Source organism: Ochrobactrum sp. C6C9 (assembly GCF_022627935.1).
Lineage (GTDB): Bacteria > Pseudomonadota > Alphaproteobacteria > Rhizobiales > Rhizobiaceae > Brucella > Brucella teleogrylli.
This window is the reverse complement of record NZ_JABXGB010000034.1, coordinates 1-21,990: the sequence shown is the minus strand read 5'-3', so window position 1 is coordinate 21,990 and position 21,990 is coordinate 1. Positions and strand designations below refer to the sequence as shown.

Sequence of the window (21,990 nt, the reverse complement as noted above, 5' to 3'; positions counted from 1 at the left end):
TGCCCGTTACGTGGTCGGCAATCCGAGGCGAACGGCATAGGCCGTCAGCTCGGCAGAACTATGGAGATTAAGCTTCCGCATCAGGTTTTCGCGATGCTTGCGTGCGGTCAGCGGACTGATCCCCAGTCGCGTTGCCACATCCCGCGCAGTCAGACCCTGCGCGACCAGCGCCAGAATTTGACGTTCGCGGCGCGTCAGCGGGATCGGCGACAGAATATCCGGCGCGGGCTCAGAGCTGCTGCCCGTCGCCCCCGTGACCGCAAAACGGATGGACTGGGCCAGATAGGTCTTGCCATTTCTGACAGCGTCGATGGCGGCGCCGATTTCTTCCGGATCGCCGTCCTTTGTAAGATAGGCGCTGGCCCCGGCTTCCATCGCGGCGCGAATTGTTCTGGGCTCAACATTCGCGGTCAAGATCAATATTTTCAGTCTAGGCGCAACAGCTTTTATTTCCGAGATGAATTGAATTCCGGCGACCCCTGGCATGCCGAGGTCTAGAATGAGCAGATCGGCCCCTGCACTGCGCACATGCTCCATAACGGACGTTCCATCATTGGCTTCCGCGATGACGGAGATGCCGTCCATCACGGAAACCAGAAGCTTCAGCCCCTGACGCACGATAGCGTGGTCGTCGGCAAGAATGGCGGTAAGAGGACGGGTCATCCGGCTGTCATTCACCTTGCATTGGCGCCCATTGGCGCAAATCGTTCAAATCACAACTTATTGGCGGCAAGTTACTGATCGATCAATAATTTAAGTATATCACTGCGCAACAGACGACAATGCAACATATTGGGAGGACGGATGCAGGAAGACAGGATACGTCAGGCTCTCACGGAGCTTTTGTACCGAAATTCCTATGGCGTCATTATCTCGAACGTCGTTATTTCTCTCGGTGCGATCTATGTTCTGAAAAATGCTGTGCCGACGAGTTGGATCGCCGGATGGCTTGGCGCGCTTTATTTGCTGACCGCAATCCGTGTTTTCGCATCACGCCAATTCTTTAGCCGCCAAAGAGACGCGCAGTCCATTCAGCGCTGGGCGTGGCTTGCCGCGAGCTTTTCCTGGATATCTGGCCTGTTGTGGGGCGGGCTGGGATGGGCGGGATTTCTGCCGGAAGCGCCAATCGTTCTGTCCTTCACCGTCATCGTCCTGACCGGACTTGTCTGTGGCACGGTGCCTTCGCTCTCGGCCTTTCCACCAGCGCTGGTCGGGTCAATCATCGCGACGGTCATACCGATAGCGGTGCGTTGCATCACCAGCGAAAGCGAAATTTCTGGCGCCTTCCTGTTTCTGCTCGCTTCGCTTGTCGCCATCAATTTCTATTATTGCCGGATCACCTATCGCATGCTGCACGAGACCATTCGCCTGCGACTGGAAAACGAAAATCTGGTCGAGCATTTGCAGGAGGAGACGGACCGGGCGCAGCGCGCCGACAGGGCCAAGACACGTTTTCTGGCGGCGGCAAGCCACGATCTTCGCCAACCGATCCACGCATTGAGCCTGCTGATATCTACGCTCGGAGTCTTGGGGCAGCGCGGCAATGTTGCATCCAGCGATGCACGCGATCTCGCCGGAAAGGCAAAATCCGTCGTCCACGATCTGAGCGGACTTTTAAACGAGCTGCTCGATATTTCGCGGCTCGACGCGGGCATTGTAACGGTGGTGAACGAACCGGTTTCTCTGTCGGTACTATTTCACGACCTGCATGACGAATTTGCGCTGGAAGCTGAGCAACGCGGACTTCAGTGGCATGTTGTCGAGAGCGATCTTTATGTCGACAGCGATCCGATGATGCTCAAACGCATCCTGAACAACTTTCTATCGAATGCTTTTCGATACACCAAGCAAGGTCGCATCCTCCTTGGCTGTCGCAGACGCGGCGATGCGATCGAAATTCAGTCTTCGATACCGGCCCCGGTATTCCAACCGATCAACAGGCGAAGATTTTCGAGGAGTTTGTCCAACTGCAAAATCCGGCGCGCGACCGGTCGCAAGGTCTGGGACTAGGGCTCGCCATAGTCCGGCGCACAGCCATGCTGCTGGGACATCCGTTGAAACTCGTGTCCATTCCGGGCCGAGGCTCAATGTTCTCGCTCACGGTTCCCCAAACCCGCGACGAAGACCAAGCAAACCCGCCAGGGCATCTGCCGCTCGAAGTGGAAACCGCGCTCGGCGTCATCGTCATTGATGACGAGAAAGATGTTATCGACGCCATGGAGCAACTGCTTCACCTTGATGGACACCGGATTTATCCGGGGCGCTCAGTCACCGAGGCCCAGGCATCCTATGCGGCAGCCCTGGAGAGTGGGGACGCGCCGGTCGATTTGATCATTGCCGACTATCGGCTGGGCGGTGGCGTTACCGGGCTCGACGCCATTCAAACACTGCGCTCGGTGGTCGGCCGACCTTTGCCGGCGATTATCGTCACCGGAGATACCTCTCCCGCGCGATTGAGGGAGGTCAATGCCAGCGGGGCACTCATGCTGCATAAGCCCATCGATGTCGATGAGCTGCGCAAAGCAATTGCCGCCGCGATTTCCGCCCCGGTCAAAACCTCACCCTAAGCACGGCGTTTACACCCTGTTGATAGGCGTGAGAACCAATCTGGCCGGTATAATTGACCCCAAGCTTGGCGCTGCGGGAAAGATTGAAGTTCAGGCCAGCCTCGATGAGCGCGGCGTCCTTCGCGATGGGCGCTCCGTAAACCGTGAAGGCGGATGACCCGATGAAACTGTTCGTCGAACCTGTGTCGATATCGCCATAGGCGTGACGCCAGCCAATAGACCCGTGCGCATTGGCCGATACATTGCCCAGCATGAAATGTCGTGACGCCCGCAAGCCGATGGTCGTGAAAGCTGTGTCCATCGTATCGCTATCGACAGAGAGCCGCGCCGCCGTTCTTCCCGCTTCATTGAAGCCATCCGTGCGGTGATGCACATAAGCAAGATTGGCAAACGCTTCCAAAGGCGTGTCTTCCCTGCCCCATTGATAGGCAAGTTCGCCAAAAGCCTGAAACGTGCTGGCGTGATAATCGCTGTTCAGACTATCGGAAAAGCCCGGAAAAATGTCAGATCGGTCGAGCTCGATTTCGTGCCACGTATAGGCAAGCCCGGTGCGGAAGGCGATTGCATTGCCATTGTTCAGTTTCCAGGACGAACCGGCATAGGCGCCCAATGTATAATTATCGCTTTGCCCCGAGGATGCGCGCCCATCCACATCGAATGTTGTCCGGCTATAGCCCGCCAGCAATCCAAGACGCCAATTATCGAATACTGTACCGTCTACTCCCGCAACGAAGCCGCCGGTATTGTAGTCAAGCCCCGCAGTGTTTCCGTTGCCGTCGATTGAAGCCCAGTTACCATAGCCCTGAATCCAGGCGTTATAATTTTGCTCGCGAGCCGTGGATGTTATCGCCGCAAACGCGTCCGGCCTGGCGGCAGTCGAGCCACTCTCGGGACCATAGGAAAGTAGAGTTGCGGAGGGCGACAGCACGAAGCTCTCGGTTGATCGCAAACGACTGTTCATGGCGTCGCGAATAACGGCGCTTCCTTCGATGAGTGCTGCTTTCGTTGAAGCATAGGCTTCGCCGGACAGAAGGTTAAAAGCAGATCGCGCCTCGTCTGCGCTGAGCATCAACAATCTGTTGTAAAGTTCGAGAGATGGCCCCGACTGCTGCAGCGTATCCAGCGCCTTTGCCGTCGCGATCTGGTTCCTCGTTTCCGAAACAGTTGCGAAGAGCGCCGGTGGCGGTGTGCCCGAGGTCGGGTCGACACCTCCCCCATCCGTCTGACCGACATTTTTGACAGCAATTGTCAGATTAACGTTGTTGAGATCATAGGTCTCGTTTGCATTGATAAAGGCCGACTTCGATACTGTATCCTCAAAAGCGCCGTTTATTCCGCCATCCGAGGTGAGGATCGTATAGGTCTGTCCGCTTTGATACCTGGTGGCAGGATCAAGGGCGGTCACGCTGACATTTCCGCCCAAAATCGTGGTTGCGCCGGTCACATGCGTCAGATCGCTCATGCCAGCGCCTGCAATATCAACGGCGAAAGTCGATCCACTTTGAAGCGTCAGGTCTCCGTTGATTGTCAACGTACCAATCGAATTGCCAGACGACAAAGTTGCGCCAGTCAAAATGTCGACCAGCGACCCACTGCCCGAACCGATGGAGCCATGCCCACCAACCAAAGCACCGTCTCCTATAATGAAGGAGCCACCCAAAACCGCATTGCTGTGACTATCATCCGATCCGACAATCAAGCCGCCTGCGGACACTTTGGTCATGCCCGCAAATCCGGGGCTTTCGCCGTTATAGGCGAGCGTTCCAGGTCCAGCCTTGATGAAAGTCCCCTCACCCGTCAACAGACCGGTAAACTGCGCGCTGGTCACCTGATCGAATGTAAATGCGGCCGCGGCAGCAATAGAGACATCGCCGGAGAAACGTTCCGCGCTGGAAGTCAGGTCGCCCTCCTGTACGATCCAGTTGAGATCTGACGCGCCACTCAAGATAAGGCTGCCAGATCCTTCCTTGATCATCGTTCCGGCAACCCCGCTTGCGCCCGCTATATTTCCGGCAAAATTGCCATCAGCTGCCTGCGCGAAAACGACGACACCCGCATTTGCGATATTGCCCGCAATCGTTTCCGAATTGCCGACGAGACGACCCGCCTCAATGACCGTGTTGCGATAGCTATTACCGCTATTTGTGAGTTGAAGCGTCCCTGCCCCCACCTTCACGAGATCATCCTGTCCCGATATGACACCGTTCACGGTGAGGTCGGTATTATCCAGCACATCGAAAATTCCGGCCTGCGTAAGCGTGATCGACCGGCTCGTCTGGACACTCGCCGTCGTCGCCAATGCGCCGCCGTTGAAAATCAGGCCACCGGTCGGATCGCCGAGATTATCATCGCGCAACACCTGCAACACGCCCCCCGCTATCGTCGTGCCGCCTGAAAAACTGTTGATACCACCAAGCGTCAGCACGCCGCTGTTGAGTTGCAGAGCCAGCCGACCGCTGCCGCCATCTTGAATCACGCCGGAAAATTGTGACGGGCCGACAGACGAACCGTCAATGGTCAAGACACTGCTTGTCGCCGCGCCATTTTCAACGAGACCAGCGCCTGCGCCAATACTGTTGATAGCGCCGACGGTTGTACTAAACCCATTGAGTTTGATGGTTCCCCCAACGCCACCCGGCAGATTGTCGAAATTGACGCCAACACCTGACGTCACAGCATTGGTGGCCAGAACATTAAGCGTGCTATTGCCATAGAGGGTCTGAGCGCCACCGCTCAGACCGCTGGTGGCGGAAACGTTGAAAACGCTGCTATCGTGAAACTCCCGAGCGCCACCGTTGACAGCATTGGCCGCCGACGCATTCAAGACACTGAGATTGTAGAAATGTTGCGAGCCGCCACCGACCGCTTCGCCCACGCCAGCATCCAACACGCTGTTGTCATTGAAATATTGCTCACCACCGCTCAGCGCGTTGGCAGCTGTCAACGCCATGACGCTATTAATGTAAAAACTCTGCGTTCCACCGTTGACTGCGCTTGATGCGGTCGCATTTAGATGACTGCTGCCATTGAAAAACTGCGAACCGCCAACGATGGCGTTCGCTGTCGCGGCGTTCAACGCGCTGGTGTCATAAAAAACCTGCTGCCCGCCACTGAGGCCGCCTGCCGTTGTTACGTCCAGCCTGCTGCTGGCGTTGAAATACTGAAAGCCGCCACTAATCGCATTTGTCGCCGATGCATTTAGCGTGCTGGTGTCGTAGAAGCTCTGCCCGCCGCCGGCAATGGCGAATGATTGTGACGCATTGAGACTGCTGAGGTCGTTGAAATATTGCGATCCGCCAATAATGGAGTTCATCGCGGTGGCGTTCAGCGCGCTCGAATTATAGAATGCTTGCGTACCACCGCTAATAGCACTGGTTGCTGTCGCGTTGAGCAGGCTTGTATCCCGAAACAGCCAGGTGGAACCGGATATGTTGGGGAAATAGTCGGCTGAGTTCGCGTCAACAACCGTAGCGCCCGTGCATGGCGACGACGTGCAAGCAGTCTGGGCGTCTGCCGGCGCTGTGAGGGCGAGACCGGCTGCGACTAACAAGACCGCCTTGGTTATGTCGAGATTTATGACCGACGCCGGGCTATTCTTCCAAGAGGCCAGTCCTGTCCGAACCACAGGCGCCTGTTCAACTCGCTCTCCAATTAATCCGACCAAATACGCAATCAACGCACATCCCCCACAAACCAGCCGGCGAAAGCAAAGCCAATCACCCGGGCTTGAGCACTCGAGACCAGCATTCCTGAAACGGAAATGCTGGGATCGGAAACTCCGTTCTGTTTGTTAAAGGGGTAGGTTATGCGCGCCGTCAGAGGAACATCACCAATATACAAGGTCGCCTAGGCTAATCGACGATTATGGGCTGAACATTACGCCATTGTTGGTATCGCACTACGACACCTATCGAATGCGGTTTCCCACATTATCGGGGATCATCTTCCACCCGAGCACCCCGACATTCCGCACTGAAACAGTCCGGAAATGATCGCTATAAGGCTTTCGCCGGAGCCGTTCGCACATGAGGGGCCCAGCACGTCTGATGCCTTTTAGCCGGTCGAAAAGAGATTCTTTGGGTCTTTGCGCAAACACAGCTGTAGATTTTTTGGTGTCAATCAGTTATAGAGTTGCGTATCGAATGCTGCGTTACGCCCTGGCTCACGCGGCAAAGTTCGAACTGGAACACTCCTCCAAAAAAATTAAAAACAGACAATCGCTCGAGCTAAATTTAAGATCCACTTAGCTTTTGTTTGCGAAATTTTTCACCATAATTTCAATAGCTTGATTTCATCGCAATCCATCGCCCCCAGTACCTTTATAAACACTCATTCATGCGCGTCTCGTTTTGCGCGCTGGGTTGGAATGCCGTGTACAACCTGTGAGACTGAGGGCAACCTCAACCCGTGTAGTTATTCGATATTCTCGCCCAGTCCAGCAATACTCCTACGATCAGCAATATCAGTCGATGCGCCCCGTCAATTCAATTATATGACCGCAGCAAACGGCCCAACAGTAAAGTCGGCAACCTGACGGTCGGCCTTGAGATGACGGCGAGACAAATTATTCATGCTTGGAGACACGTTAGTATAACTAAAAAATTGTTTGAAACTGCAAGCGTTTTACTCGTGCGTACGACTGCGCTCGTTTCGTTATTGCCCACGCCCGCCATATTCAATCGAAACTGAAATTGACAGCTGTCAACGCGTCAGCGCAAACAACTCTTTGCCACCCATAACAGCACTTTCACCGCATTCCATCCATATGTGAGAGCCCTATCACGACATGAATAACGCACCGGAATCGTCCGGCATGGGCATTCGAACCTGATCGTAGGTCCAAGTCTTCATGCTGTGGGCTAAGTAAGAATCGGTTATCATCGCCTTCAACAACTGGCAGGAGTTTTTCTATGAGTGTCGCCTTCGCCAAAGAAGAGAGCGCAGAAGCAGCTTCGGAAACGATATTGCCAGATCGTGAAATCTCGCCTCACCCCAATCTTGTGACAGAGAAGGGCTTGCTACTGCTGCAGGAGGAGCTTCAGAAGGCGCGAGATGCGTATGAAGTCGCAAATTCGATCGAAGACATCTCAGAACGCCGCTGGCAGACCGCACATCCAATGCGTGATCTCCGATACTATGCAGCCCACCTTCATTCAGCGCGGCTCGTACCAACACCACAATATCCATCGAATGTTGGTTTCGGCTGCGTTATATCTATCAGCAGGGATGGCGGGGCGCGCCAAACTTATCAGATAGTCGGCGAGGACGAAGCTAATCCGAAGTCTGGCACGATATCGTTCGTTTCGCCGCTGGCACGATCCGTCAGCGGTAAATCACTTGGCGATATCGTCATTTTGGGCAACAATGAAATTGAAATCCTGGCAATCTCGTGAGTTTTTCAGAAATGCCGGCTCGGCTCTAGACAGATTTATTCTTCACCAATCTGCGTCAGACCCAGTTGTCAGCGCATTTCCGGCAACATTGACAGCTGTCAACGTAAACAACACATGACGGAAGATTAAATTACCACCAGATTGCTCGTCAGTAAAATCGTTTAGTCCCGATAATTGCTTTGCTTGATGTTAACTATTCATTAACTAAAAACAAATTGCGGTGAAGACAGAATCGGGGCATCTTTGTCAGCGCATATTTGTTACGTTTTACTGAATATGCGCTGATAAGGACGAGCCATGCACCAAAACCCGACAGCATCTCCGCAACCTCATAGCAGCCTTCAGTCTTTGATTGAAGCCGACGCTGAAGAGCTGTCGAAGCGACTTCAGGCGCATCAAATGCGCATTTTTCCGCCAACAGCGCAGAAATCGATTCGCTCATTCACGCCCGCGGAAGCTGCATCTTTTATAGGCGTGGCGGAAGGCTACCTCCGGCAGATCGTATCGGAAGGCCACGGACCAGCGCCCCAGAGCAATGGTCGGCGGATGTATTCCATTCAGGACATCCACGCCATTCGGCAATTGCTGGATGACAACTCTCCCAAGACGCACGGCAAATATATCCGTCATCGTCGCAACGGCGAGAAGTTGCAGATCATTTCGGTCATGAACTTTAAGGGTGGCTCTGCAAAAACCACTACGTCGGCCCACCTCGCCCAGTATCTGGCTTTGCGCGGATATCGGGTTCTGGCCATTGATCTCGATCCGCAAGCCTCACTTTCGGCGATGTTCGGCCATCAGCCTGAGCTTGACGTGCGCGTCAATGATACGCTGTATGGCGCCATTCGCTATGATGCGGAACGACGTGAGATTACGGATATTGTCCGATCGACCTATACGCCGGGATTGCATGTCATTCCGGGCAATCTCGAGCTCATGGAATTTGAGCACGAAACGCCCAAGGTTCTGGCTGAGCAGAAGAATGAAGCCATGTTCTTCTCACGCATCGGCAGTTGCCTTGCGGTAGTCGAAGATCTTTACGATGTCGTTGTGATTGATTGCCCGCCGCAGATGGGCTTCCTGACCCTGTCCGCCTTGTGCGCGGCCACATCGGTTTTAATCACCGTCCACCCACAGATGCTTGATGTTATGTCGATGAACCAGTTTCTGCATATGACGTCCGACCTCCTCGCTGTTGTTGAGCGCGCTGGTGGGAATACGCAATATGACTGGATGCGTTATCTGATCACCCGCTATGAGCCTAACGACGCGCCACAAAATCAGATGGCAGGCTTCATGCGCTCGATATTTGGCAACCGTGTTCTTGAAACCCCGATGCTGAAATCGACCGCTATTTCCGACGCGGGCCTGACAAAACAGACCCTTTATGAAGTTGATCGTTCTGCATTCTCCCGCGGTACTTATGATCGCGCGCTGGAATCGTTGACATCTGTCAACGCTGAGATTGAAGACCTAATTCGCCAGACCTGGGGGCGTAACTAACCATGGCCCGCAAGAATATTTTCGACTTTTCTGAACAGACCGAGCCATCGCAGAAAACTGACGATCGCTCCACACATGCGTCCTTCGAGCAGGCGAGGCCGCTTGCAGGTTTGGATCGAGACCGTGCAAATCGTCCAGCGGCGCTTGGCGCAATTTCGCAGTCTCTTGAAAAGATCAACGAACGGTCCGCCCGCGCCGATGAAATCGAACGTCAGCTTTCAACTGGTCAAACCATCGTCGAACTTGATCCCGATCTGATTGACAGTTCGTTCGTCTCCGATCGTCTGGGATTTGACGATGAGGACCAAACAAAGCTCATTGAGCAGATCCGCGACAGCGGGCAGCTGGTGCCAATTCTGGTGCGCCCTCACCCACAGAATGCGGATCGGTTTCAGATCGCTTATGGCCATCGGCGCGTCGCAGCGATTAAAGCGCTCGGCATCAAGGTCAGAGCGGTTGTCAAACAACTCACCGATGAAGAACTGGTTATTCATCAGGGCCAGGAAAACAATACGCGTTCAAACCTCTCCTTCATCGAAAAGGCTTTCTTTGCCTATATTTTGGAGGGGCAGGGCTATTCGCGAGAAACGCTTTATCAGTCCACCGGCATTGATAAAGCCATCCTGTCCAAGATGATAACGATCATTAAGTCGATTCCCGAAGAGATCATCCGCAAGATTGGCCGTGCACCATCCATCGGGCGTACGCGCTGGGAGGAGTTCGTTGGCCTTTTGACAACTGTCGGCGAAGCTGTCGCAACGGACGCCATAGGTAGCGCTGGCTTTTCCACGTTGCCTTCAGACGATCGATTTCAATTCGTATTCGATGCGCTCAAATTGTCAGCGTCGAAGGATAAGCGTCAAAAGAATGCTGTTCTATCACCTGTTCTCGGTGACGGTATTCAGCCTGTCTCCATCAAACGAGCTGGCAAAAATGTACAGTTCACCTTCAATGACAAGGCGGCTCCGCAATTTGCCGACTTTATCCAGTCGCGACTTGAAGAGCTCTATGCTGAATATAAGGCCAGCGAAGCACCCAAATAGCCTGGGAAGCGTAAGCCTTCAGCACTCGATCTAACCGATACATAACCCAGGAGACTAAAACGCAAAAGAAAAAGGCCCCCAAAACGTTGCCGCATGGAAGCCTTCCTCAGATTTAAGCACTCCGAGAATCGCATTTCCATGAATCAGTGTCAAGAGTCATAACGTCATTATGGCGGCTGAATTTCTTTTGCCTGAAAAAAGGTAAGAGGAAATGCAAATTCTGGAGTCAATAACGTCCACATTTCGTGGGCGAAGGATGGCGTTTGGCCAATTGAAGCCTTCGTCACCAACCAAATTAGATGGCAAGACGGTCAACCGTTGGGCGATCTATAAAGAGCTTTGCATTGCCAAGTCAGTGTTCGGGATCAACGATCGCTGTCTGGCGGTGATAAGCTCGTTGCTGTCGTTTCTTCCCGAGAATGAAATCACCGTCAAAAACGGACTTGTTGTTTTTCCTTCCAATCGTCAGCTCTCCTTGCGAGCGCATGGGATGCCGGAATCGACTGTTCGTCGCCATATTGCTACTCTCATCGAGAGCGGCCTGATTGCGCGACGCGATAGTCCCAATGGCAAGCGCTATGCGTATAAAAACGAGGCCGGACAGGTAGAAGAAGCTTTTGGCTTTTCACTAGCGCCGCTTCTCTATCGTGCAGAGGAAATCTCGCAAGCCGCCAAGCGAATACAGGCCGACGCAGCGCTCCTCAAACGTAAGCGTGAACAGATCACCTTGCAGCGACGAGACCTCACCCAAATGATCAACGCAGCACTGGCTGATTCTCCATCCAGCTTCTGGCAGAATGTTCATTTGCGCTTTCGCGTGATCGTTGACGCCATCCCCCGCCGTGCTTCAACGGCAGAACTTCAAGACATTCTAGACAAGCTGACCGCATTACGGGCAGAAATTGATAAAGCGTTGATTCAGATGAACAATATTGAGGAAATGAGCACCAATCACAACCAAAATGAGCGGCATCATATTGAATCCCTGCCTGAATCCCATTTTGAATCTCAAAATATAAAAATGAATGATTTGAAGGCGTCTTCTTCATCATTCACCGAGACCACGATTAAAACCAGCAAACCCGACCCCACGAAACAGATCTCCCTCGATACGGTGCTCAGAGCATGTCCTGACATCAAGGATTACAAACCAACCGGCATTACGTCTTGGCGTGATTTAATTGAAGCAACGAGAACTGTTTCAGCTTTCCTCGGCATCACGCGATCAGCCTATCATGAAGCCTGTCAGGTCATGGGCGTTGAAGGATTGTCAGCGACAATTGCCGGCATTCTACAGCGCATAAGAGAAATCGGATCAGCCGGCGGTTATTTGCGTTCTCTAACCCACAAAGCACGAGTAGGGGAGTTCTCCATCGCGCAAATGCTCTTGTCGTTGATGAAAGCAAACAGATCTCAACATGCTTTGAGTTGACGAATACGCTAACGAACTCCGTTCTGCACACCGCAACCGGGACATCATCGTAACCGACATGGCCATTCCCGCCTGGTGCCTGCGAATTATCCTCTGCAGGTGATGTGGAAAGGGGCGTCTCGGGTTGGCGGGAAAATCTAATCAGCTTGGAAGAGGGGGCATGTTTTGAAATCGAAACTGTGGGTACCGTGAAAGCGTTCGAACCTCAACGTTACGGTGTACTACTAAAACTAAAACCAATCCGCTCGTTTAATGTATCGAAGGTCTGTTGTAGTTTGTCGCTGTTCGATCGAGACAACAGCTCCGGAAATGCCTGACGCAAGAACAACCAGGACGTCCCAAGCGTTATGAACTGGTTGCGATAGCGTGGGCCAGAAGCAGGGCCCGTTCGCGCGCATCGCCGGTCAGTTCAACAATGGGGATCGCGCAACGAGCGCCAGCGCCTGATAACAAGCGGCAAAGGCGATCCATTCGGTCTCGGCGGGAGGCGCGCGCGCTGGCAAGATGCGATCATCGCCTGAAGTTGATAGGCGCCGGGGTGACGGCCATGGCGCGGTTCAGGCCGTCTGGGCCGCTCCGGATCTGCGACCAGTGCGGCGGCTGCGATCCTGACCAGCAGGAGGATCGGGTTTCCTGCCTTGTCGGAGCGCGCGGCAAAGCGCGATGCCTACCATTCCATAGGGACGGCAAGACCGTGGACATCGGGCTTGTTTGGCATCAATGCCGCAAGCGGGCGCCCGAGGCGCAGCGCTTCATGGCAAAGATCCGCACCAGCCAGTGTGCGCATTCGCTTGCCATATAACCCTCGTTGAAAATTAGACAAACCACTTCCAGCACGGTGGAATGCCGCTGCCGTCGTTCACGGCCCTGAGGGGTTTCGAAGACAGCTGTCGATGCGTTGAACGTAAGCGCTGTCCTGACCCCACCTTCCGGATCATCGCTTGATCATTGATGTTCAACCTCGAAAGAGGGCTAGGACATATGTCGATTTCAGAACTTACGCTTAAATCCAAGGATGAGCCGATACGCCGGTTTGAGGTGTTCACAGGCAATGGCCGTCGTCGCGAATGGAGCGACGATCAGAAGGCGCAGATCATTGCGGAGAGTTGCGAGCCCGGCGTCACGGTGTGCTCTGTGGCGCGGCGGCATGGATTGACGCCGCAGCAGTTGTTCACATGGCGACGGCTCGCCCGAAAGCCGCTTGATGTGTTGTCGGTGCCGGAGCAAGCACCAATGTTTGCACCAGCAGTCGTCGTGTCGCCCGAGAATTCGGAACCGAAGAGGGCGCGGCAAGCACGTTTGCCAAGAAGAACTTCTCCGGAGGCGGCCATTGAATTGCGGATTGATGGAGCCTGGCTGCGTATTGCCTCTGGCACCGATGCTGCAACCATTGCCGCCGTCATCCAGGCGTTGAAGGCTCAGTCGTGATTGGCCCGTCCGGTGCGGTAAAAGTGATGATCGCCACCAAGCCTGTCGACTTCCGCAAAGGTGCTGAAGGATTGGCGGCATTGGTAAAGGCCCAGATGGGTGCCGACCCGTTCTCGGGCACGATCTACGTATTCCGGGCCAAACGAACGGACCGGATCAAGCTGATCTTCTGGGACGGCAGCGGCGTGTGCCTGGTCGCCAAGCGGATCGAGGATGGCGAGTTCCATTGGCCTCGAATGCAAGACGGTGTGATGCATCTGACGGCCGCCCAGTTCTCGGCTCTGTTCGAAGGATTGGACTGGAAACGCGTGCATGCGCCGAGCGAAACGCGCACGCCGATAAAGGCCGGATAACGGGCGCGACCAATTGAATCAGAGCCATTCAGCGTCTCGCTCCGAGCGGCAAAATATGCTGTTCTCGATCCATGACGATGACGGCAGACGAGCTTCCGGATGACCTGAACGCGCTGAAAGCAATGGTGCTTTCGCGTGAGGCGGAGAATGCCCGCCTGCGGCAGATCATCAAGGAATTACAGCGTCACCGCTTTGGTCGACGGGCAGAGACGCTTCCAGAGGACCAGCTTCTGCTTGGGCTTGAAGAGGCCGAACAGATCGAGGCTGCCGGGCTGGAAGAGAAGGAACAAGGCTCGACTGCTCTGCGCCAGGCGCAGGTCGCTAAACGGCGTACGAACCGGGGTTCACTGCCAGCGCATCTGCCGCGCGTCGAGATCGTGGTCGATATCGATAACCATGCCTGCCCCTGCTGCCGCAACGACCTGCATCGGATCGGCGAGGATGTCAGCGAGAAGCTCGATCTTGTGCCCGCCCAATTCCGGGTGCTCGTGCTGTGCCGCCCGAAGTATGCCTGCCGGGCCTGTGAAGAAGTCGTTGTCCAGGCTCCGGCCCCGGCAAGGCTGATCGAGGGCGGCATCCCGACAGAGGCAACCGTCGCCCAGGTGCTGGTATCTAAATATGCTGACCACCTGCCGCTGTATCGCCAGGCGCAAATCTACAAGCGTCAGGGCATCGACCTCGACCGTTCGACGCTCGCCGACTGGGTCGGTCGCGCCGCCTGGCATCTACGCCCGGTCCATCAGCGGCTGCTCGATCATCTGAAGTCATCGTCCAAGCTCTTCGCCGACGAGACGACGGCCCCGGTGCTCGATCCGGGACGTGGCAAAACCAAGACCGGCCAGCTTTGGGCTTATGCACGAGATGACCGGCCGTGGCAGGGCGATGACCCGCCCGGTGTCACCTATGTCTATGCGCCAGATCGCAAAGGCGAACGACCGATGGCCCATCTCGAGGGCTTCGTCGGCATCCTGCAGGTAGACGGCTACAGTGGATATCGCCCGCTCGCGGCAAAGAACACCGTGTCGCTGGCCTTCTGCTGGTCCCACGTTCGACGCCGCTTCTATGAGCTTGCTGCCGCTGGTCCGGCACCCATCGCCAGCGAGGCGCTGCGACGCATCGGCGAACTTTACAGGATCGAAGAAGAGATACGTGGCCGGCCCCACGAGGAGCGTCGTGTCGCCCGTCAGGAAAAAAGTCGTCCGATTACCGACAGCCTCGCTCCCTGGCTGCGTGAACAACTCGGCTACATCAGCCAGAAGACAAAACTCGCCGAAGCAATCCGCTATGCCTTGTCACGCTGGGACGGCTTGACCCGCTTCATCGACGATGGCCGGATCGAGATCGATTCCAACGTCGTCGAACGGTCAATCAGGCCAATTGCCCTCAATCGCAAAAATGCGCTATTTGCCGGTTCTGACGCCGGGGCCGAACACTGGGCGACTATCGCCTCGCTCATCGAGACGGCAAAGCTCAACAATGTCGAGCCACTGGCCTATCTCTCAGACGTCCTCACCAAGATCGTCAACAATCATCCAAATAGCCAGATCGACGACCTGCTGCCTTGGGCCTATGCCGCAACGCACGATCTCAAAGCCGTGGCCTGAAAACAGCGCTTACCGTTGAACGACGGTGGCTTCAGATACGAATAAGGCGTGCGCCACTTCCGGTATCGATAAACCGCCCAAGAGCCTGGCGCTGCTCGGCGGGCAACGGGGGATGGCAGGCCGTAAAGATCAGCCGCAACAGGTCATCATCAATGACTTCATCAAGCCTGGCTTCGATATTGGGATCGGCCTGTACCAGTTCCGTGAGGTCGATTGCCGGTTCGCGATGCTCGCCGTCGATCAGCGTGGTGCGACGCTGCCGGTCTAGCGCGCGGTACTTCGCCACATGCATCAGCCAGGCGGCAGGGTTGCGCGGTACTGTTTATGGTCGCGCCGTCAACCGCCGCGTGCAAGGTTCCGCCATTGAGAGTGATTGCGTCATTACCAAACGTGTCATGCTCTCGTCCGTGGCGCGGTTGGCCACGACTGTTCCTTGTGAGATAGTTGTGCCACCGGAACAGGAATTGGATCGATCAAGATAAAGCGTGCCCACGCCCCCATTTTATGAGGGCACCGGCCCCAGAAATAGTCGTTGCGGCGGTTGGAGCGCATCTTGAACCTTTGTGATCAGGCCGCTTCTTTCAAAATAGCACGGATCGGTATTGGTGGAGTGCCCAGATATCCCGCAATCATCCTGGTGATGTGCTCGACAATATCGGCCTCGTCCGAGAGGGAGTGGCCGCAGTCATTGAGAACGATGGCATGGGTCAACGTCTCCACTGTCGTTACGCATATAAACGCAGCCGTATCGAGGTCATTGAGCTGAACGTCTTCCTTACATTGCTCCAGATAATGCCGGACCAGATGGAGCGTGTCCTTTCGGATGGCTTCCACCTCGGCAAGTTTTCCAATACGGGGAACTTCTTCTTTCAAGATGCGGTGGAGCTCAGGATTAACCCGGTGCGCAGCAATCATCGCGCGAATGAGCTCCCGCATGGCGCTGTTCAGGTCGTCTGACGCGCATTCTTGCATGGCGTTTTCCAGCAGAGCCAGAATTTCACGATTGTGCCTTGCGACGAGCGCAGCCACAAGCGACTCCTTATTGGGAAAATACTGGTAGAGCGATCCAATGCTCACTCCCGCTACTGCAGCGACGCGATTTGTGCTGGCCCGCGCATATCCATCGCGCACCAAAACGCGAGCAGTGGCATCCAGTATCGCCTCGACGGTCATTTTCGACCTCTCTTGTGAGGCGGCTTTTCTGGGATTTGTAGCGTTGAGCTTGGCCATGTTCTCGATTTCCTAATGCGAGTAGACAATGTGAGTAAACGCTCACATATTTTGTATAAATCGTCAACAATAAATAATGTGAGCTCATTCAAGGCGTTCAAACGCCGAGATGGCGCTTCATTGTTCGAATTCGGAAAAACAAAGTAAGAGTTATATAAATGGTAATGAAGTCTATCCAAATCGTGATACTTGTTTCGGTAATGATAGTTGGAGCTGGTTGCGCCAGCTCTGGACAAAGATCCCAAATTTCAGCGGCAGACTGTGTCGTTACAAAGCACACTCAGACATTTAATGAAAAATGCGGCACGCCTCGACTGGGTTGGAAGGGCGCGAACGGAAGCGATTTCATTATTAGATAATGATCGTACGCCACAAGTCGATTAGTCTCGTGGCATCTTTCGCTTGAAAAAATGGAGGAGGGCAGTGCGTAGCCTAACATCCGAGCGGCTTCGTGGCCTTAATGAGGCCCTTGGCACCGAAGGGCTGCTGATCCATCTGTTCGGGTATTTTTTGCCTGGATTGGCCATTCTTGATCACTGGATGATAGCCATAGGCGGACTCCAATTCAAAAGCTCACACTGAGTTTCGCATTGAATCCGTTCTGTTTGGCGCCGGAAGCAAACTGGCCGTTATAGGAGATGCCGAGTGTGGCGTCTTCGGTCAGTCTAAAATCAAGTCCTGCTTCGATGAGAGCTGCATCTTCAGCGATCGGAAGACCGGAGACTGAGAATGCGTTCGAGCCGATGAAGCTCGCGGTGGAAACCGGCGTGATGTCGCCATAGGCATGGCGCCAGCCAAGATCGGTTCGCGCCGTTGCCGTGATGCTGCCCAGAAGAAACTCTGTTGATGCGCGGAGGCCAAGCGTTGAGAAGCTGGTTTCCGTCGTGTCAGACTGAACCGAAAGGGTGGCAGCAGTCTGGCCCTTCTCATCAAATCCGTCGGTCTTCAGGCGAACATAGGCAAGACCCGCATAGGGCTCGAACAGGGCTTTGCCATAGTGGATCTTATAGCCAAGCTCGCCAAAGAGCTGGAAAGATCCCGCATCGTAATCACTGGTCAGATTATCGGCAAAGCCGGGAAAGGCGACAGAACGGTTCATGTCGATATCATGCCATGTATAGGCAAGTCCGGATCGGAATGCCAAGGCATGGCCATTGTTGAGCGTCCATTCGGTTCCCGCATAGGCGCCGAGTGTATAATTATCGCTGCTGCCCGATGAAGCGCGATCATCCACATCGAAGCTGGAATGGCTGTAGCCGGCCAGAAGGCCGAGACGCCATGTGTCGAGGACAGTACCGTCGATACCGGTGACAAAGCCGCCAACAGAGGATTTTACCGATCCTGCATTGCTATTGCTATCCTGCCTCGTCCAAGCGCCATAGGCATAGCCCCAGGCGGTATAGAGATTTTGAGAAGGAGCAATGCCGACAGGGGCAGCGGCATCGATGGCAGAGGCTGAAGCCGAAACAGGCCTTTGCGCTCCGGCATAGGAAAGCGCATTGATTGGCGTTGCTGGAGCACCGCCAAATGCCTGTTGCAGACGACCGAGTGCCGCATTGCGGATAAACTGGCTGTCATCGATCAAGACGCCTTTTGCGGAAGCGTAAGCCTCGCCGGAAAGGCTGTCGAAGGCCGCACGTGCTTCATCGGCGGACAGCATCAGCAAGGTGTTGTACAAAGCCAGCGACGAACCCGTCTGCGCCAGACTATCCAGGCCGCCAGCCGTGGCATACTGATTGCGGGTCTGAGCGACCGTCGTAAAGAGGGCAGGGGAGGGCTTTTCAGGTTCGGGTGTGCCGGGGCCCGGAATCTCCGGATCAACAGGCCTCGGGCAACCTGTTTTGAGACAGATAATGAGATCTGCCGTCGTATCACCATAGGCAAGGCTCATATCGAGAAAGGCTGAGTTCGACACAACGCCAGCAAATTCACCACTGATACCGCCGTCGGCGGTCAGGATATGGTAGAGTTGGCCATTCTGGTAACTGGTTTCCGGATCGATGGTGGCAACCGAGACAGTGCTGCCGGGAGCTGTAGCAGTTCCCGCCACATCGACGCGATCGGAAGTGCCATTGCTGGCAATTTCGATCTCAAGAACTGAACCAGGTTTCAGCGTCAGATCGCCGTCGACAGTAAGCGTGCCAATGGAGTTGCCGGGAGACATTATGCCGCCGGACCGAACTGTCGTTTCTCCGAGCGAGCCATGACCGCCAAGAGTGGCGCCGGATAAAACGTCGATGGTACCTCGCAGTGTGGCGCTGCTATGGTTGATATCTCCAACGATTAGTTTGCCATCTGCGACCGTCGTTGTGCCGGTAAAGCCTGAATTATCGCCTTTGAGGAGGAGTGTGTCGGTACTCCCCTTGACGAGTTCACCACCCGGTGAACTCACGAATTGGCCGGAAAAACTGCCGCCATTTACGCGCAATTGATTGTTACCCCAGGATACTGTGCCGCCATGGCCCGGCGTTGCATCCTGTAAGTTACGAATTGTTCCGCCCTGTGTGGAGAAATCGATTTTAGCGCCGGAAGCGACGCGTGTTGCACCGGCGGCGCCGGACAGGCTTCCCAAAGTGCCATTACCGTCAATAAGGCGTCCATATGCGACCGTTATTGTCGAAGCTGGAGCAGCATTCGTACCGATGACGTCCATGATCACGTCACCTCTCGCATCATCGGTTCCGATGACCAGATCGCCCTCAATTGAGAAGCTTTGCCCCGCTCCGCCGTTGAGCCACAGCGAGGTGCCGGTTGCAGTGGTGATCGTCCCCGTTGTACCCGCTGCAACGAGATAGCTGTTGAGTGTGGAGCTCCCGAGAGCTGAGTGCAGCCGTCCCCCGTTGAGCGAAATCAGACCTGTGCCCAACGCGTCGATTACGCCATTACCATTCGCGTGATTGGCGACCAGAGTTCCTTCGGAGATATTCGTCCCGCCAGTGTAACTGCTTGCCCCGGAAAACGTTAGTACGTTTCCTCCACGGACGTTTACGACCCCATTCCCCGAAATCGCGCCGGAGAGCTCCAGATCTTTGAATGAAGTGTTAAAATTGACGCCAGAAGTGCCTTCGCCAAGACGCACATCGCTATCGAGCGTAAGGCCGCGGTCCAAAGCTGATATTGTTGCCGTTGCGTCGGCGTTAATAACAATTTCGCCGAGGATCGTCGAGCCCGAGTATAGATTAAGGCGATTTTCTGCCCCACCGAATTCTATCGCCGCTGATCGTGTGCCATTGTTCAAGGCGCCTGCGATCGTTCCCGCATTGTATATTGTGTCTTGACCACGGGTGATAATTGCGGTTCCCCCTCCGTTTCCCTCGCCGCCAATGACCGTACCAACATTGAATATGATATTGCGCTGACCACTGAGATTAATACCAGTGCCGCCCGCGCCATTTGTGCTTTTCACTCCAAAGCCGCCGCTTGCGCCGCCACTGCCTCCCACACCACCTGCGATCGTGCCGCTATTGATGATGTTTGCCATGCCGCCAAGGGAGAGCAATCCATCACCCCCCGCGCCACCACCGCCGCCAAATCCACCGTCTGCGCCGTTTCCGCCAAATCCTCCGACAATTGAACCGTCATTAGCGATGCGTGCCTGGGGTCCGACGCTAATGATCCCGCTGCCACCGCCACCACCGCCGCCACCGTTACCGACTCCACTTGTCCCGTTGAGGACACCACCGCCTTGACCGCCCGCTCCCCCAGAAATCGAGCCGAGCGAAGTGATAGAAATGTCTTGTCCGGAGTAACGGATCCCCGCCCCTCCGCCACCACCGCCGCCGCCGAAATTCGTACCTGAGGTGCCACCTGCACCGTCAAACCCAGTTCCTGAGCCATTTATAACCAACCCGTTTGCGGGGGAGATGAAACCCGGCCCGCCTCCATCGGCTGGCAAACCTCCGTCACCTTGCGCACCCGCTCCTCCGGTTCCGTTTCCACCCCAACCACCGGGATCCTGAGTGGTTACACCATCACCGCCGATGTGACTGGAACCGCCGCCTTGGCCATTGCCGATCCCTCCGTCCCCGCTGCGCCCCGGCACACCAAGACCGCCGGACGCCCCACAGCCCGTAATATCGGTTACGCTGCATTCCTCGGCCCAGGACGGTACGATTCCAACTAAACTCATCAGTGCGACTTGCAACGGGAGAAGAGCGGTCAGTATGGCACTTGGCGCATAAGCGGTTGAGGCGAACCAAAACAACTTTCGTGAGCACTGTGAAGACTCCCCGCGCGCGGAAATATCTTTAGTGAAGTGCTGCCTCATTACTGCCCCCCCGATGCGCATTCAACCAATGTGCTGCAATTTTATATATCAGGAACAGCTTTATTGCCAACAGACGAAGCGCCATATGCAATATATTCATAGACGGGCTTCATCTAATAAGTAGATGACAGGCTATTGAGGCGATAAACGATGTTCTGTTTCTCATTATAGTAGTCGCGACGCGCGTCCACTACGCCGTTTGGCATTGTTGTAATAATCGGACGCCTGCTGCACGGAGCGATGCCGCGATTGTTCCATGGCTTCAGGAAGCGGAATACCACGATTGGCCGCTTCGGTGAGATAGCCGGAGCGGAGGCCGTGGGCGGAGAATTCCGCGGCATCAAGCCCTGCCATTTGCGCCCGCTGTTTGACGATCCGGTTGACGGCGCTCGGTTCAAGCGCGCGAGCGGACACATTGCCCCAGCGATCGACTTTTCGAAACACGCTGCCCTTGTCGATCCTGGCTGCTTCCAGCCAGCGGGCCAGGGCTTCGACGGGTCGGCCGGTCAGATAGACGATTTCATCGTGATCGGCACCACTGGTTTTGGTGCGCCCGAGATGGATACCAAGTGAGGGGAGGGGGCAACCGTCCTCATCGGTGACAGCGGGCTGTTTAACAAGCTGTTCTACACGCAAGCTAGCGACTTCGCTGCGCCTGCGCCCGCCCGAGGCAAAGGCCACCATCAGGATAGCCCGATCCCGTAAAGCCGTTAGATCCTCTCCGGAACAGGTTGCCAGCAGCTTGCCCAGAATATCGCCGGTAATGGCATTGGCACTCTTGCGGCTGCGTGGCCGGCTCAAGGCGCGCACCGCAAGCCGGATGGCCGATTTGACGGAAAGCGATGAAAACGCACCCTCCAGACCGCGCCAGCGGGTCAGCGTTGACCAGTTGGCGAGACGACGGCGCACCGTTGCTGGCGCATGCGGTCCCGACACGCGCAGAAAGCCTTGTTGGCGCAATTCCTCTTCCACGCCGACCGGCATGCCGTGATCAGGTTCGATCTCGCGTTGTTGTGGCCGCCACAAATGATGCGCAATGAATTTCAGGAGCAGGGCTTCGGGAGCCGGGAAGGGGAGGGGATTGCCGGTTGCAGCCATCGACCAGGCTTCAAGATAGGCCAGATCCGAGGTCAGCGCGCGCAGCGTGTTTTCACCCATGCCTTCATTGAC

Annotated in this window: 16 protein-coding genes; 9 read left to right on the top strand and 7 right to left on the bottom strand. The window is 55.3% G+C overall.

What is annotated here, in order from left to right; all coding sequences use genetic code 11:
• Positions 1 to 6: 6 nt before the first annotated feature.
• Positions 7 to 663, bottom strand: coding sequence for a response regulator transcription factor (locus tag HWD97_RS20965; RefSeq protein WP_121539596.1), 657 nt, complete (start codon positions 661 to 663; stop codon positions 7 to 9).
• A 141-nt stretch (positions 664 to 804) separates the two neighbouring features.
• Between HWD97_RS20965 and HWD97_RS20960 the strand changes: the two genes are divergently transcribed.
• A complete protein-coding gene (locus tag HWD97_RS20960; RefSeq protein ID WP_371835510.1) occupies positions 805 to 2,010 on the top strand; it encodes a sensor histidine kinase in 1,206 nt (401 codons plus the stop codon).
• On the top strand, positions 1,923 to 2,567 hold the full coding sequence (locus HWD97_RS20955; protein WP_371835513.1) for a response regulator: 645 nt from the start codon (positions 1,923 to 1,925) through the stop codon (positions 2,565 to 2,567). The genes HWD97_RS20960 and HWD97_RS20955 overlap by 88 nt, the downstream gene beginning before the upstream one ends.
• Here the strand turns inward: HWD97_RS20955 and HWD97_RS20950 are convergent.
• A complete protein-coding gene (locus tag HWD97_RS20950; protein WP_371835509.1) occupies positions 2,551 to 6,117 on the bottom strand; it encodes an autotransporter domain-containing protein in 3,567 nt (1,188 codons plus the stop codon). The genes HWD97_RS20955 and HWD97_RS20950 overlap by 17 nt on opposite strands.
• Before the next feature lie 1,360 nt (positions 6,118 to 7,477).
• Here HWD97_RS20950 and greA point away from each other — a divergent pair.
• From greA to HWD97_RS20915, 7 genes are all read left to right on the top strand, one after another.
• The gene (gene greA, locus HWD97_RS20945; protein ID WP_371835508.1) at positions 7,478 to 7,960 is read left to right on the top strand and encodes a transcription elongation factor GreA; all 483 of its coding nucleotides are present in this window, start codon (positions 7,478 to 7,480) and stop codon (positions 7,958 to 7,960) included.
• Between the two features lie 297 nt (positions 7,961 to 8,257).
• Positions 8,258 to 9,463 (top strand): plasmid partitioning protein RepA, encoded by a 1,206-nt coding sequence (gene repA / locus HWD97_RS20940; RefSeq protein WP_109365580.1) that lies wholly within the window; start codon positions 8,258 to 8,260, stop codon positions 9,461 to 9,463.
• 2 nt (positions 9,464 to 9,465) lie between these two features.
• Complete coding sequence (gene repB / locus HWD97_RS20935) at positions 9,466 to 10,506, top strand: plasmid partitioning protein RepB (RefSeq protein ID WP_109365579.1); 1,041 nt, start codon at positions 9,466 to 9,468, stop codon at positions 10,504 to 10,506.
• Between the two features lie 211 nt (positions 10,507 to 10,717).
• Positions 10,718 to 11,938: a plasmid replication protein RepC gene (repC, locus tag HWD97_RS20930; protein ID WP_109365578.1), complete on the top strand. Its 1,221-nt coding sequence runs from the start codon at positions 10,718 to 10,720 to the stop codon at positions 11,936 to 11,938.
• Between the two features lie 951 nt (positions 11,939 to 12,889).
• A complete protein-coding gene (locus HWD97_RS20925; RefSeq protein WP_109366348.1) occupies positions 12,890 to 13,366 on the top strand; it encodes a transposase in 477 nt (158 codons plus the stop codon).
• Positions 13,363 to 13,719, top strand: a complete 357-nt coding sequence (gene tnpB / locus HWD97_RS20920; RefSeq protein WP_109366349.1) for an IS66 family insertion sequence element accessory protein TnpB — start codon at positions 13,363 to 13,365, stop codon at positions 13,717 to 13,719. The genes HWD97_RS20925 and tnpB overlap by 4 nt, the downstream gene beginning before the upstream one ends.
• Positions 13,720 to 13,790: 71 nt before the next feature.
• Positions 13,791 to 15,323, top strand: a complete 1,533-nt coding sequence (locus HWD97_RS20915; RefSeq protein WP_371835507.1) for an IS66 family transposase — start codon at positions 13,791 to 13,793, stop codon at positions 15,321 to 15,323.
• A gap of 31 nt (positions 15,324 to 15,354) precedes the next feature.
• On the opposite strand, the gene HWD97_RS20910 is transcribed toward HWD97_RS20915, so the two are convergent.
• From HWD97_RS20910 to HWD97_RS20890, 5 genes are all read right to left on the bottom strand, one after another.
• Entirely contained in the window at positions 15,355 to 15,609 is a 255-nt protein-coding gene (locus tag HWD97_RS20910; protein WP_371835506.1) for a hypothetical protein, read from the bottom strand.
• Between the two features lie 36 nt (positions 15,610 to 15,645).
• Positions 15,646 to 15,816 carry a hypothetical protein gene (locus HWD97_RS20905; protein ID WP_109366383.1) on the bottom strand — a complete coding sequence of 57 codons (171 nt, stop codon included), beginning with the start codon at positions 15,814 to 15,816 and terminating at the stop codon, positions 15,646 to 15,648.
• Between the two features lie 74 nt (positions 15,817 to 15,890).
• On the bottom strand, positions 15,891 to 16,553 hold the full coding sequence (locus HWD97_RS20900; RefSeq protein WP_167836177.1) for a TetR/AcrR family transcriptional regulator: 663 nt from the start codon (positions 16,551 to 16,553) through the stop codon (positions 15,891 to 15,893).
• Positions 16,554 to 17,118: 565 nt separating this feature from the next.
• On the bottom strand, positions 17,119 to 20,682 hold the full coding sequence (locus tag HWD97_RS20895) for an autotransporter domain-containing protein (RefSeq protein WP_146200162.1): 3,564 nt from the start codon (positions 20,680 to 20,682) through the stop codon (positions 17,119 to 17,121).
• A 303-nt stretch (positions 20,683 to 20,985) separates the two neighbouring features.
• Positions 20,986 to 21,990, bottom strand: a 1,005-nt coding sequence (locus HWD97_RS20890; RefSeq protein ID WP_371835505.1) for a site-specific integrase, incomplete at its 5' end; no start/stop codon positions are given.

Excerpts from the sequence above, each read along its gene's own strand:
- HWD97_RS20895 (WP_146200162.1), bottom strand. The coding sequence starts at position 20,682 with ATGAGTTTAGTTGGAATCGTACCGTCCTGGGCCGAGGAATGCAGCGTA.
- repC (WP_109365578.1), top strand. The coding sequence starts at position 10,718 with ATGCAAATTCTGGAGTCAATAACGTCCACATTTCGTGGGCGAAGGATG.
- repB (WP_109365579.1), top strand. The coding sequence starts at position 9,466 with ATGGCCCGCAAGAATATTTTCGACTTTTCTGAACAGACCGAGCCATCG.
- HWD97_RS20960 (WP_371835510.1), top strand. The coding sequence starts at position 805 with ATGCAGGAAGACAGGATACGTCAGGCTCTCACGGAGCTTTTGTACCGA.
- greA (WP_371835508.1), top strand. The coding sequence starts at position 7,478 with ATGAGTGTCGCCTTCGCCAAAGAAGAGAGCGCAGAAGCAGCTTCGGAA.
- HWD97_RS20915 (WP_371835507.1), top strand. The coding sequence starts at position 13,791 with ATGACGATGACGGCAGACGAGCTTCCGGATGACCTGAACGCGCTGAAA.
- HWD97_RS20925 (WP_109366348.1), top strand. The coding sequence starts at position 12,890 with ATGTTCAACCTCGAAAGAGGGCTAGGACATATGTCGATTTCAGAACTT.
- HWD97_RS20965 (WP_121539596.1), bottom strand. The coding sequence starts at position 663 with ATGACCCGTCCTCTTACCGCCATTCTTGCCGACGACCACGCTATCGTG.
- repA (WP_109365580.1), top strand. The coding sequence starts at position 8,258 with ATGCACCAAAACCCGACAGCATCTCCGCAACCTCATAGCAGCCTTCAG.
- HWD97_RS20900 (WP_167836177.1), bottom strand. The coding sequence starts at position 16,553 with ATGGCCAAGCTCAACGCTACAAATCCCAGAAAAGCCGCCTCACAAGAG.